A 13,993-nucleotide genomic window follows, 5' to 3' on the forward strand; every position below is an offset into this window, starting at 1 on the left:
CCAAAACGGCTGAGAACGAATAGTGTTGAGTTTTGAGTTGAGTTCAGAATTAAATAATTAATATTATATGAGTTAATTAATCACTCAAAAGTCAATAGTAGAAGCATAAACTTTTTGCAAAGTGTGAGTGTTGAGCGATTAATGTTTTAATTAAAAAGCCAACAACTTTTTGGATTAATAACTCACAAATTAACAGTAGAAGCCCCAAACACTGGGGAGTATTGAGTTCTTTATTAAAAACTCAATACTCCAAAATTAGAACTACTTTCATCCCCTACTCTGATGGACTCTAACACAGATCTTCGGCGATCGAGCCTCGCCTCTACAGCCTTTTTTCAAGAGTTAGGGGCAGAATTAGTATTTACCCAAGACGGCTCTGGTAAATATCTATCTTTTTATTGGCAAAAAGCCGAACAGTACAACCTTACAGCAGAACAAATTGTCGATCGCCCCCTCAGCGAAACCCTGCAACCCATCCCCCCTGGGCCTTATCTAGATATCCTGCAGCGGGTGCTCGAAACCCTCGTACCGCAACGGTTCAGCTATCCATTTGGCCACGCCGGACAATATTTTCTCTTCGATTTGACACTTACTCCGGCGATCGACTCAAACGGCAAAGCTGCAAAAGTCTTAGTTATGGGAAGGCTGCTGTCTGACAAACCCACAGACAGACGGCCAGACTCTCCAGAATTCATGCTCTATCCAGCTTTGCCATCCCCGTTGGACGCCCGCCAACAAATGCCACTTCCAGCGAGCCGTATCCCAGGTCGATCGCTCCCTCCCTACTCGGAAATCGACCGCAAAATCATCTCCCAAATTGCTCAAAACCTGCACAAAACCCTCGATTTAGACACAATTTGGCAGCAAACTGTTAACAGCTTAGGTCAAGTTTTGAACGCGAGTCGCTGCATCATCTGTTCTTACAAACAAGACAGCGAAAATCTCGAAACTTCTCCCTTCCTTGCCTCGGAAAATCAGCAGAATTCGACCGCAGCAGCCGAATTACAACAGTCAATAGCTAAGGACTCCTCGCCCCCGCTTTCCCCATCTCAAATCGAAAATCTCCAATCGAAAACTTTTAAAGTAGTAGCTGAATACCGCCAAGAAGCTTACTCTTCTATGCTGGGATTAGAACTGCGCGCAGCCGAACAGCCAGGGTGGATTCAAACTTTAGCCACCTTAAAACCAGTAGCAGTCGATTACGCCTCCCCCGCCGCAGATCCCTTCCACCGCCATTCCGTGCTCGTAGCAGCTACCTTTTATGAAGACCAACCCAATGCACTGATATGTTTGCACCGCTGCGGCAGTTCCCCAAAATGGACTCATGTCGAACTCGAATTCGCCCGCGAGTTAGTCGCTCAAGTCGGCAGTGCGATCGCCCACGCTACACTTTACCAAGAATTAGAACAGGCACGCGCCGAAGCCGTAGCTCTTTCCCAACTTAAAAGTCAATTTCTTGCTAATACTTCTCACGAACTCCGCACCCCCCTCAACGGCATCCTCGGCTTCTTAAAACTACTTGTGGACGGCATGGCAGATGACCCCGAAGAAGCGCACCAATTTATCGAAGAAGCTTACCGATCGGCATTACATTTGTTCAATGTGATTAACGATATTTTGGATATCGCTAAAATCGAAGCTGGCAAAATGGAGTTAGACCTCGCTCCTGTCAAACTCGGCGAACTGTTGCAACAAGTTGAGAATTTTACACGGGTTCAAGTCGAGCAAAAGCGATTGCAATTTCAAATCCAAAAACCTTCTGTGGAGGACGAGATTATTGTGTACGGCAACTACCAACGCCTGCTTCAAGTAATCTTGAACCTCACGGGCAATGCGATTAAATTTACTGGGGAAGGGGGAATTCGCATCAGTGCTGAGGTTATTAAGAAAAAGGTGACTGTTCACAACCAGCAGTTCCCCGGAATGGTGAAAATCCGAGTCGCTGATACTGGCATTGGGGTTTCTCTCGACAAGCAAGATAAATTATTTGAGTCGTTTTTTCAGGTGGATGGCGCTCGTACCAGACAATACGGCGGCACCGGTTTGGGATTGGCTATTTCTCAAAAACTGGTAGAAGCAATGGGGGGTACAGTAAATTTTTACAGTATGGGGGAAGGACTCGGAGCTACGGTTACTTTTACTGTACCCCTTTATCAAGAACCACTATTTAAAAATTAATCATCGGTAATCAATCATCAATATTTTCTCCTCCGCACGTTGAAGGAATCAGGAAGCCTAAATCAGGAATCAGCAAAAAGTAAGAAGCAAGAAAAAACCCGGAAGCAGCAAAAAACAGCTATAGCAGTTCTCAAATTTCGTGAGGCACTCGGAAGCTTTCTTACCAATTACAAAACTGTACCTTACTCACTTAAAAATTGCTATATTCCTGTATTTGTGAATTTTTTTGCCTTAATAAAAGTCATCGATAATTGGTAATTATCCTACAAACACAGTTCGATCGCCCACCAGCGTATAAATTTTGACTTTTATCCGTCGCCAAGCTCCCTCCTTGGGAGTTTTGGACTGCTATCGATCACCCACGCCACTTCCGATCCCCACCCAGAATTGGCATAAATCAAATCCGGGGGCTACGGATAACAGCTCATCTTTAATCTATCGGCTGGCAGCTCACACCTCCTATTAAACCCCCACAACCCGCCAACTTTACAAGAACTTAATGCCTGCTTTTAGGACTGATTCAGCTTCCGAATCCCCTACTGTAAAGGATTGTTAAGAAAACTGTTGCATAAAGGACGCTCTCCGTTCTATGTGCAGATCGTAAAGATCTTGTAAAGACAGCCCAACTACTTAGTAATTTTTGAAAGCGTGTGGCAATATTTAAGTAGAATTACGTAATTCATAAGTGGGACAGCCGCAGGCTGGCAAATTGAGTAAATTCCTGCTCTGTTGCCGGAGTGGTAAACTTTTGCCAGTCTAGTAGAAAAAGGGTTGCTATGAATCAGCAAATATCAGCTCAATCGCAAAAGCTTTTACTCCAAATTGGCAGAAATATTCGTCGAACCTTGGATATCGATACCATCTGGCAGCAAACAGTTAACACTCTGGGAGAAACACTAGGCGTCAGCCGCTGCATCATTTGTCCCTATGAAAGTTCTAACCTGCAAGTCAAAGTAGCTGCTGAATACTGCCAAGAACCATTTTTACCCATGCTGGGAATGGAAATCTCGCTCACAGCAGCACCTCATTTCCTTCAAGCTCTAGCCACCCTCGAACCAGTGGTAGTAGACTCCTTTGCAGCCAATGACCCTTTTGGACCGCAGTCGCTGCTAGTGGTGGCTACCGCTTACCAAGAGCAACCTAACGGCATAATTAGCTTGCATCAGTGCAAAGGTCGATCGTCGGGGAAGGGTAAGACCGATCGACCTTGGACTCAATGCCAGATCGAATTCGCACAAGAACTCGCCGAGCAAGTAGGAAGTGCGATCGCCCTCGCCACCCTCTACCAAGAGCGCAGCAAGCGAGTACAAGGACTATCCCAGCTCAAAAAGCAATTTTTGTTGAAGGCGTCCCACGAGCTCCGCACTCCCCTAAATCACATCATCGGCTATCTACAACTAACCATAGACGACCAAGCTGACGATCCCATAGAGGAGAGAGATTTTATCGAAGAAGCTCACCGTTCGGCTATCCACCTTTCTCAGGTAATTTCCAATATCTTAGATTACATTGAGTTAAGTGAAGCTTGCCAAACTCACGCAGAGTTAGCCACTTTCAGGAGTCAGGAAAAATCTGGGCATCAGTAAACCTTCTAGTCGCGTATTTAACAAGTCTAATATTTACCGTGCAAACAATTTTTACCCAGGAAAAAGCTGATACTTTATCGATAGATTCCCTAAATAAATTCGGTAGCTGGTCCATCAATTATTTTTAGGGAATTATAGTTTTACACAGTACAGCATAGCAACTACTACACGTAGTAGCGCGGTGTATTTATCATATTATGTCCGCTGGAACAACTCCCATCAAATAGGTTATTTGACCGGAAAGGATATTGCACGCATAAGATTGCACTTTCGCACTTTTAATGATTTTAACTTGTGCTTGATATAATTACCCACTGCCCTTTTTTTTAGGAGTTTTTGGAGGGCTGACATATCGCGCCCAAAAAGGTTCCTCCATATCTTTCATCGCTGCTAGTTTTTGGCGTTCTTCCTCTATGCGCTTGCGTTCTGAAAGATCGGAAAATATGTTGATATTGCCGACAGTCTGACCGCCCGCATCTCGCACGCGTGCGGCCCAAAGCCAAACATCGATCGAACTACCGTCTTTTTTCAACAAAGATATTTCCAAACCGTTTTGCGGTTTGCCATTAGACGCAGACTTTAGCAGCGCGTAAAAATCTTGCTTTTGGCCTTCAGGAATATTCGGTAAAGGTTTCCCTAAAACCTCAGCAGCAGTCCAGCCAAAAAGTTGTTCGGCGGCGCGGTTCCAAACAACGGTATGGCCGTCATTGCTCGTACAGTTAATCGCCAGCGGCGCCGATGCTATCTGGGCTTGCAAAACTTGGTTAACGAGTTGTAGTTTCAATTCTACTTGCTTGCGATCGGTAATTTCCTGACAAGCGCCCCACAAACGGACAACCCGTTCAGCAGTTTTGTCCCACACCACTTGCCAGTAGTCACGCACCCAGCGCACCTCGCCTTTTTGATTAATAATGCGATACTCATTAGCTCCAGTGCGGCTGAAAGTACAGCCTTCTAATTGCTTAATTAACATTTCCCTGTCGTCGGGATGAACGAGTTCGGAGTTCCACCAACCAAACGATTCTAATTCTTCAGGAAAGCGACCCGTGCAGCGCTCAAAAGCTTCTGTCGCCCACTCGCAGGCGAACTTGCCGTCGGGCAGTCCCTTAAAAGAATAGGCAAAATCCGAAGTAATTTGCGACATAACTCTGTAGTGGAGCTCCGACTCTCGGACTGCGATTTCGGCTTGCTTTCGTTCCCCTATTTCCCGCGAATTAATTATAATTCCCTGCACGCTAGAATCGTAAAGCAAACTGTTACCTATCGACTCCATGTAGATCCAAGAACCGTCAGCGTGGCGTTTCCGATATTCGATTGCTACCCCAATTCCTGGAGATTCTAACAACTTACCAAAATACGTCTGCCAAGCCAGCAAATCGTCTGGATGGATTAACTCGCCGTGAAATTTGCCAATTCTTTCTTCTGGATTGTAACCCAAAAGCCGCTGTAGGGCTCCGCTGTGGTATCGAACTCGCCCGTCTGAGCCAACAATGCTAATTAGATCGGGAGAATTACGCAGCATAGCTTGCAGTTTTGCTTCACTTTTAGTTAATGCTTGATTGTCCCTGCGATGCTGGCTGATTTGTTTTTCCAACTGCTCCCGTAGCTGTCTGATTTGCCCTACTTGCTGGGCTACAGTGCGTTCCAAAAGGCGATTATTTTTTTCAATCTCAACCAGCTTTGCGGCGTTATTTGTGGCGCTTTCAAACAAGCGGCTGCCTGCCATTTCTTGTATAGAATTTGATAAATCTTCCAAAATTTTTGTAAAAATTGCCTGTTGGGGGTGTGGCAATTCCCTAGCTTGTTCCTGCAATGTTTCTAAGTGTTTGTAGACAGTTTCTAGCATTTTATTAAGGGGGGAATCTAATAGTTGCCTGCGGGTGCAACCCCTAAAAAGCGGACACAAGTTTTTTCAACATAACCCATAGCAAAGACTGGTAGGTGGCGATCGACCCATCGCGCTCTCAATAACCAGGCATTTTGGGACTTTATTTTCAAATCATAGCAACCGATAGAGACAGTAAATTCTTGTTGCGCCCTAATTGCCAGCCCAGCAGCACCCCCAAAAAGTGCTCGCCAAGAGTGCGGGTAACTCCCCTACCCAGTGAATGTGGGGCTTCTCGCGGTTAAGCTAAACTAGATGGGTGTCAAGAGAAAGAGGGATTTATGACAGAGCAAGCCAACGCTCGCGATTTGTTTCGCGCTGCTTACGAACACCGCTATACCTGGGATGCCAATTTTCCCGGTTACAGTGCCGATATTGAACTCAAACAGGGGGACGAAGTATATAAGGGTCATGTTTCCATCAAACCCGACATGAGCGTGGAAATCAGCGGCATCGAAGATGAAGAAGTGCAGCAAAGCGTCTACACCCAAATGCGCGATATTGTCACCCACCGCAAACGCTCGACCTTTGAAAAATCTCACGGCAAAAATAGCTTTACCCTGGGCGAGAAGGACAGCACCGACGCTGTGGACATCTTGGTGCAAGGGGACTCAATGGGCTCGAATTATAAAATCCGAGGTCTCTCAATTTGTCAAGTCAGCCGGGTGATGGGCCGTATGGCTTTCGTAATTGACACGCACAAAAGCTTAGAGACACCCGAAGGTTCTTTGGCGACTCACTACGATGCCGTTTTCCGCAACCCCCAAACAGACGAAATCATCAGAGAACTCGAATTTGAAGATACCTTTGAGAAGATAGGCGACTATTATGTCATGACCAAGCAAGTAGTTCGAGCGAAAGAAAAAGGTCAATTGACAACAACCGAGTTCAACTACTCCAACGTCAAGCTGCTAGAACCAGCAGTAGTGTAGCGCGATCGAAAACCCAATTTCTTAAATAAAACGGGTTTTTTGGATAACGTATCAGAATCAACTTGATTTGGCAGCAAGTAACGCTACGATCGAACCAGAGAGCTAATTGGGATCGAGCATCAGCGTGACAGAAACCGGGTTTCCTGCCGCGGACTCACCTGAGTGCCTAAGTATTTTATCAAAAAACCCGGTTTCTTAAATCCCGCCCGGGTTGAGAATGCTGTCCTTGAGTCAAATAGAACAAAATCAACTGCAAGAAATCATCACAGAGGCGAAATATGACACTAGCACTAACCAGAGATAACGTCGAAACAGTTCTCGATGAAATGCGCCCCTACCTGATATCCGACGGCGGCAACGTCGAGCTCGTAGAAATCGACGGCCCCGTCGTACACCTGAGGCTGCAAGGAGCTTGCGGCTCTTGCCCGAGTTCCACAATGACTCTGAGAATGGGGATAGAACGCCGCCTGCGCGAGGCCATCCCAGAAATTTCCGAAGTCGAACAGGTAATGTAATTAGTCAGCAATCAGCAGTCATTAGTTAGTAGTCAGCAGTCATTAGAAAATTGACATACTAATTAATGACCCATTATCAATTATCTTGATTAGCGCTGCCGGACTCACGATACGCTGATAGCTGTTTTTCCCTTCTTCATTATTCATTCTTCATCCGAATTACCACTTACCAATTACCAATTACCAATTACCAATTACCAATTACCAAATTCAATGTCTCACCCTCTTTATGTAGCCTTCATTTGGCACCAACACCAACCGCTCTACAAATCCCGAGTATCAGCTAGCGCAGGAGCCGCCCAGTACCGACTGCCTTGGGTGCGCTTGCACGGAGTCAAAGACTACTTGGATTTAGTGCTAATGCTGGCAAAATATCCTAAACTGCATCAAACCGTAAACCTGGTTCCCTCCTTGATTTTGCAGATAGAAGACTGCATCGCAGACAGAGCATTAGACCCTTACTTGGCGGTGACATTAAAGCCAGCAGAAACTTTAAATATCGAAGAACAAGAGTTCATTTTAGAACACTTCTTTGACGCCAATTACCACACCCTGATTCAGCCACACCCCCGCTACGCTCAACTCTACACTCAGCGGCAGGAAAAAGGCATTCAGTGGTGTTTGGCAAACTGGAAATTGCAGGATTTTAGCGACTTGCTGGCGTGGCACAATTTAGCTTGGATTGACCCGCTGTTTTGGGACGACCCCGATATTGCAGGGTGGCTGAAACAAGGACAAAATTTTAGTTTGGTAGACCGAAAAAACATCTACTCAAAACAAAAAGAAATCCTCGCTCGCATCATTCCCCAGCACCGTAAAATGCAAGCTGAGGGACAGTTGGAAGTCTCCACAACCCCCTACACCCACCCGATTTTACCGCTGCTTGCCGACACGAATGGCGGCCGCATAGCCATTCCAAACATGACGCTGCCACAACACAGGTTTCAGTGGGAAGAAGATATTCCCCGACACCTGAGAAAAGCCTGGGAAATGTATGAAGACCGATTTGATTGCCAACCGCGCGGTTTGTGGCCGTCGGAACAAGCAGTCAGCCCGGAAATTTTGCCCTACATTGCCAAACAAGGCTTTAAATGGATAGTCTCGGACGAAGCTGTATTGGGGTGGACAATTAAACACTTTTTCAACCGCGACGCGACAGGGAATGTCTACGAACCAGAATTCTTATATCGCCCTTACCGTTTAGAAACTCCTGACGGCGATTTAGCGATAGTATTTAGAGACCACAGATTGTCCGACTTGATCGGGTTTACCTACGGTTCGATGGAACCGGAAAAAGCAGCATCAGATTTAGTGGGACACTTAGAAGCGATCGGCAGAACTCTCAAACACCGACAACCCGACGGCCAAACCGCTTTAGAAAATCCCTGGTTAGTGACGATCGCCCTAGACGGCGAAAATTGCTGGGAATTCTATCCCCAAGACGGCAAACCCTTCTTAGAATCCCTCTATCAAACTCTCAGCGACAATCCAGATATCAAATTAGTCACCGTCTCAGAATTTCTCGACAAATTCCCAGCAACCGAAACAATTCCGGCAGCCCAACTGCACACCGGTTCCTGGGTAGACGGTTCTCTGACCACTTGGATCGGCGATCCCGCGAAAAATCGCGCTTGGGACATATTAGGGCCCGCCAGACAAATGCTGGCCAACCATCCAGAGGCCACAGAAGAAAGCAACCCAGAAGCTTGGGAAGCGCTTTACGCTGCCGAAGGTTCCGACTGGTTCTGGTGGTTTGGCGAAGGCCACACGTCGAACCAAGACGCCATGTTCGACCAGCTATTTCGGGAACACGTAGCGGGAATTTACGAAGCTCTCGGCGAGCCCGTACCCCCGGAAGTGCGACGGCAAGTAGAGGTGCACGAGGTTCAAGGCGACCACCTGCCGCTGAGCTTTATTCACCCGGTGATTGACGGTATCGGCAACGAACAGGATTGGGACAAAGCCGGCCGGATTGAAGTTGGGGGAGCAAGGGGTACGATGCACCGGAGTTCGGCAATTCAGCGCCTTTGGTACGGGGTTGACCACTTGAATTTTTACATTCGTGCCGACTTCAAGGTAGGGGTGCGGCCGGGAATTGATTGCCCGCAGCAGTTAAATTTGTTCTGGTTTTATCCCGATCGCACGATGCACAACAGTCTGATTCCGCTGTCGGGTTTGCCTGACGAAGCACCGCTAAACTATAGGTACCACCATCAGTTAGAGATTAATTTGCTGACGAAATCGATTTGGTTTCAGGAAGCAGAAGAGGGCGATCGGTGGGAGCCCCGCATTAGCCGCGCCCAAGTGGGAGTGGATAAATGTTTGGAGGTAGCAGTGCCTTGGGCGGATTTGCAGATTATGCCCGACTGGCAGGTGAGGCTGATTGCGGTTTTATCGGAAGGGAGTCGTTACTCTAGCTGTATGCCGGAAGATGCTTTGATTCCGATCGGAATGCCGTAAAAAGTCATTAGTCATTAGTCATGAGGCTGTAGGGGCGGGTTGCACCAGCTTTCATAGAACTGACAACCCAAATAAATATCAACCCGCCCCCTAAATTAGTAATTAGTCATTAGTCATTTCTTGAACCAACAAACAATTAAATAATTATCAAATTATATTAAATTGGGGCTTCAACTCTGGCTACCTAATGCCTCGATCGTTTCGAGCGCGTCCGGTCGATCTAAGGCTATAACATTTGTTTGTAGTGAGGGCTTAATTTCTCATAAAAAAGAGGATTTAAGTCCTCGCTACAAAAGATATAATAGTTAATTTACCGGAGATCATATCATTAGTCATGGGGAAATTAACACACTAATGAGCCGCATTTTACTCTTGGTCGATCGCCAGCAACAACTTAATTTGCCGATCGCCCACCTCAACACCGAGCATGAGGTGCTCGTATTCGATCGCGCTTTAGATCCCAACTCCGAATTTCCCATTCCCCAAATCGCTTTTGACTTGTGCATTCTCGACGAGGCAAATTTCGATCGCATCGGGCCGCTGGTAGAATCATTAAAAGCTGCCGCCGAGCCGATATTTTTACCGTTTTTGCTTGTTAGTAAGTCCCAAACGCCTGCTCTTTTTGAGCAGCCATTTTCGCAGCAGGCAAAACCACTAGAACCCAGAATAGACGATTTGATAGTAACTCCCGCCGAACCTGCCCAACTGCATTTGCGGGTAGAAAATTTGTTGGCGCGCAGGCAGCTGTCCCTAGAACTCCACAAACTTCAGGAAGTAATTAAGGAAAGAACTTTTACAGAAAGTTTGTTAAAGGACTCGCTGCAAACGGCAAACGAAAACCTGCAACGGGAAATCGCCAAGCGGGCGGAGGTAGAAGCTGCACGGCGAGAAAACTCCTATCTCGACTTGCTGATGAATGCCATGCCAGATATTGTCTGCTTCAAAGATGGCGAGGGCAGGTGGCAGGAGGCAAATCGAGCGATATTGGAAGTGTTCGAGCTAGAAAAAATAGACTACCGCAGCCTCAAAGATTCTCAGCTAGGAGAACTCAGCATTTTTTACCGGGAGGCCCTACAGGCGTGCGAGGTGAGCGATACAGAAGCGTGGGAAAAAGGTGAGCTTTCTAGAGGAGAAGAAGTGATTCCCCGATCGGACGGTACTGTGAAAATCTACGATGTGATTAAAGTACCTGTATTTCACCCTGATGGCACACGCAAAAGTATAGTGATTTTGGGTCGCGACATTACCGAACACAAGCAAACTAGAGACGAGCTCGTGCGCTTGGCGTCGATTGTCGAGTCTTCCGACGACGGCATCGTAGGCAAAACCCTCGCCGGGACTATTCAGAGCTGGAACGCAGGAGCCGAGAAGATTTACGGCTACTGTGCCGCGGAAATCAAGGGCCAGTCGATCGAGATTTTAGCCATACCCGAACGCCCCAAGGAAATGCCACAAATTCTGGAAAATATTAGGGCTGGAGCAAGCATCGACCATTACGAAACCGTGCACTTGCGGAAAGACGGTCAACAAATAGATGTGTCCCTGACGATTTCTCCGATTAAAGACGCCACTGGAGCGGTAACGGGCGTTTCCACAATCGCTCGCGACATCAGCGACAGCAAGCGAGTCGAAAAAGCCTTTGAACAACTCCGCCACCAAACAGAAATGATTTTGTTCTCCGCAGGAGAAGGAATTTGCGGGTTGAACAAAGAGGGGAAAGTAACTTTTGTCAATCCTGCGGCGGTGAGAATGGCTGGGTGTGAATCGAAGCAATTGATCGATCGACCACTCTATGAAAGCTTACATCGTTCACAGAAAGAAGGCTCAAAGGCGATCCAGCAACTCTCACCTGTAACAGACATCAATTCAGGGTCTGAACTTATCCCACACTGCGCCGCACCGCAGGCGGGCAAACTGCTGCAGCACCGGGTAAGTTCTCAAATTTTAGCCACCTTGGAAGACGGAGAGGCGCGGCGCGTCACCGATGAGATTTTTTGGCGGCGAGACGGCAGCAGTTTTCCGGTTGAGTACGTTGTCGCTCCCATGCGAGAAGAAGGCGAAATTATTGGAGCTGTGGTGACTTTTAAAGATATCACGGAGCGGCTTGCCGTCGAGCGCATGAAAGATGAATTCATCTCTGTTGTCAGCCACGAACTGCGGACGCCCATGACCTCGATTCACGGTGCCCTGGGCCTCCTCAACAGCGGCCTGCTTGACGCTTACCCCCAGAAAGCTAAGCGGATGCTGGAGATTGCTGTCACTAACACTGACCGGTTGGTGCGCTTGGTCAACGACATCCTAGATTTAGAGCGGATGGAGTCGAGTTACAGCACTGCCGTCAAACAAACTTGCAATGTGGCTGAGCTGATGTTGCAGGCGGCTGACGAGATGCAGGGAATGGCTCAGCAGGCGGGAGTTACTCTGTCGGTGAAGCCTGTGGGGGCGCAATTGCAAGCTGTTCCCGATCGGCTAATTCAAGCATTGACAAATTTACTCAGTAATGCTATAAAATTTTCTCCCTCCGGCGCTACGGTTTGGCTGAGCGGGGAGTTGAGCCACAATCTGGATTTGGCAGAAAAAGCAGCGCACAAGTCGGTGTCGTCTCCGTCTTTGTTATCTCCTGAGCCTGCCGCTGCGCATCCGCACTTGCCAGTTCCGAGCTCGTGGTACATCGTGATTGCTGTGAAAGACCAAGGGCGGGGCATTCCCCCAGACAAACTGGAGATGGTCTTTGAACGCTTTCAACAGGTTGATGCTTCTGATTCTCGCCAGAAGGGAGGTACTGGTTTGGGGCTGGCTATTTGTCGCAGTATTGTGCAGCAGCACGGGGGGCGGATGTGGGTGGAGAGTGTTGTGGGGGAGGGCAGCACTTTTTTCTTAAGTCTGCCACTTCTCAGGGAGGGGCTTGCAACTGAAAGTTAATTACTACCCAGGTGTACCCAAAGTTACTGATTTTGTGCATATTGTTCGATCGAGTCATCGACAAACAATCTCAGCCTTTTCTGCTGTTTGGGGACAGGAGGCAAAAAGCGCGATTTGAGGTCGAAAAGCGGCTTTTTTGGCTGGGATATTTTACAGCAACCGCGCCAGACGGTTAGGATGTTCTTAGTTGAAATCCTGCCGCTCGATGGCAACTTCGGTCTTCCTTGTTCCTTCTTTCTTCAACATCTGCTATACAGTTTTGAAAATTTACTGTAAAGTCTGATCGGCTAAAATAATTTGCTTTACAAAATATTCACATTTCGCCTCTAATCTGTGATCAGTTCTCATTTCTAAAAAAATGTTAATTTTGACTGCCAAGCGCATCTTGGTTATTGACGATGCGGAAGATATTCGGGAAGTAGCTCAAGTCAGTCTTGAACTGGTGGGGGGCTGGGAAGTCCTGACAGCGAGTTCGGGCCGCGAGGGGGTTGCTAAGGCTCTTGCCGAACAGCCTGATGCTATTCTATTGGACGTGATGATGCCCGACCAAGACGGGCCTACTACTTTTCTACAGTTACAAGCTAATAAGGCTACGCAGCACATTCCGGTAATTTTATTGACAGCTAAGGCTCTGGCTGGGGACAGGCGGATGTTCGCGGATTTGGGGGTGGTGAGCGTGATTGCCAAGCCTTTTGAACCGATGTTTTTGGCGGCTCAGGTCGCTGAAGCTTTGGGCTGGGAGCAAGAATAGATCGCGCGCCTTGAATTGTACAGTTTTTTAAGCAGTAGTTTTGCAGGCAAAGAGAGTTAAAAAAACTTGCTTTCTTTGGTATGGTTCATGAGGTCGAATCGGGTCGATCGGACAGAATATATGTAGCGACTTAGGCGCCGTACCTTTCGTCCTGTTAGCTTAGGACTAAAAACCTCAGTTCGGTATCAATTTCAACCCTGTCGGTGTTGGGGTGAAATTGATGCAAATTATGGATGCCTCAGTCCCTATTGGTAGTGCGCTTATTTAACCGCATTCGACCTCAGCCATGAACTGAATATTCCTGTGGGTTTTTCGGGCAAATATAAGCTGGCAGGATTATTTTACTTTTTGTAACAACTCACTCGTCTTCATAAGTTCTTCAGGTTTTAGTTTTATGTTTAAGCAGAACGTCAGGGATCGGTCCTGACTGTTGGCAGACACATTGGGAGAAGACGACTATGCCCTCAGCTTACATTTTGCTACTAATAGTTTCTCTGGCAGCAGTCTGGGTTTACTGGCAAACCTCTCAAGATATTTTTGTTCTTGTGGCTTGGGCCGGTCTGGGTTGTTTTATTTGGGGTTTCTCTTGGGCTCCTTGGAGCGTTCAGCTTTTGATTGTGGTGTTACTGTTAGGCCTCCAAAAGTTCTACTTGCGCAACGCTCAAAGCTGTGAGTGAAAGAGATTTTTTATTTGTGTGCCTGGAATTGAGATATGCAGGCATTCGTGAATCTCTCTAATGATTTGGTTATCGCTCCATATCTTC

General features: G+C 47.2%; 10 protein-coding genes. 9 read left to right on the plus strand and 1 reads right to left on the minus strand.

Annotated features, from left to right (window positions below; translation table 11 throughout):
• The first annotated feature begins 282 nt into the window (after positions 1-282).
• Positions 283-2,178 (plus strand): ATP-binding protein, encoded by a 1,896-nt coding sequence (locus QUA27_RS19960; protein ID WP_333069951.1) that lies wholly within the window; start codon positions 283-285, stop codon positions 2,176-2,178.
• Between the two features lie 776 nt (positions 2,179-2,954).
• The gene (locus QUA27_RS19965; RefSeq protein ID WP_333069952.1) at positions 2,955-3,764 is read left to right on the plus strand and encodes a GAF domain-containing sensor histidine kinase; all 810 of its coding nucleotides are present in this window, start codon (positions 2,955-2,957) and stop codon (positions 3,762-3,764) included.
• Positions 3,765-4,071: 307 nt separating this feature from the next.
• On the opposite strand, the gene QUA27_RS19970 is transcribed toward QUA27_RS19965, so the two are convergent.
• Positions 4,072-5,610 (minus strand): PAS domain-containing protein, encoded by a 1,539-nt coding sequence (locus QUA27_RS19970; protein ID WP_333069953.1) that lies wholly within the window; start codon positions 5,608-5,610, stop codon positions 4,072-4,074.
• Positions 5,611-5,930: 320 nt separating this feature from the next.
• Between QUA27_RS19970 and QUA27_RS19975 the strand changes: the two genes are divergently transcribed.
• The 7 genes from QUA27_RS19975 to QUA27_RS20005 all read left to right on the plus strand — a co-directional run bounded on the left by QUA27_RS19975 (position 5,931) and on the right by QUA27_RS20005 (position 13,906).
• On the plus strand, positions 5,931-6,581 hold the full coding sequence (locus QUA27_RS19975) for a DUF3386 domain-containing protein (RefSeq protein WP_333069955.1): 651 nt from the start codon (positions 5,931-5,933) through the stop codon (positions 6,579-6,581).
• A gap of 278 nt (positions 6,582-6,859) precedes the next feature.
• On the plus strand, positions 6,860-7,096 hold the full coding sequence (locus QUA27_RS19980; protein WP_333069956.1) for a NifU family protein: 237 nt from the start codon (positions 6,860-6,862) through the stop codon (positions 7,094-7,096).
• Positions 7,097-7,309: 213 nt separating this feature from the next.
• The gene (locus tag QUA27_RS19985) at positions 7,310-9,556 is read left to right on the plus strand and encodes a glycoside hydrolase family 57 protein (protein WP_333069957.1); all 2,247 of its coding nucleotides are present in this window, start codon (positions 7,310-7,312) and stop codon (positions 9,554-9,556) included.
• 354 nt (positions 9,557-9,910) lie between these two features.
• Positions 9,911-12,478 carry a PAS domain-containing sensor histidine kinase gene (locus QUA27_RS19990; RefSeq protein ID WP_333069958.1) on the plus strand — a complete coding sequence of 856 codons (2,568 nt, stop codon included), beginning with the start codon at positions 9,911-9,913 and terminating at the stop codon, positions 12,476-12,478.
• An 11-nt stretch (positions 12,479-12,489) separates the two neighbouring features.
• Positions 12,490-12,654, plus strand: a complete 165-nt coding sequence (locus tag QUA27_RS19995; protein ID WP_333069959.1) for a hypothetical protein — start codon at positions 12,490-12,492, stop codon at positions 12,652-12,654.
• A 182-nt stretch (positions 12,655-12,836) separates the two neighbouring features.
• The gene (locus tag QUA27_RS20000; RefSeq protein WP_190655560.1) at positions 12,837-13,229 is read left to right on the plus strand and encodes a response regulator; all 393 of its coding nucleotides are present in this window, start codon (positions 12,837-12,839) and stop codon (positions 13,227-13,229) included.
• A gap of 458 nt (positions 13,230-13,687) precedes the next feature.
• Positions 13,688-13,906, plus strand: coding sequence for a hypothetical protein (locus QUA27_RS20005; protein WP_333069961.1), 219 nt, complete (start codon positions 13,688-13,690; stop codon positions 13,904-13,906).
• The last annotated feature ends 87 nt before the right edge of the window (positions 13,907-13,993 follow it).

This window comes from Microcoleus harperi Pol14_C6, assembly GCF_036701295.1.
GTDB lineage: Bacteria > Cyanobacteriota > Cyanobacteriia > Cyanobacteriales > Microcoleaceae > Microcoleus.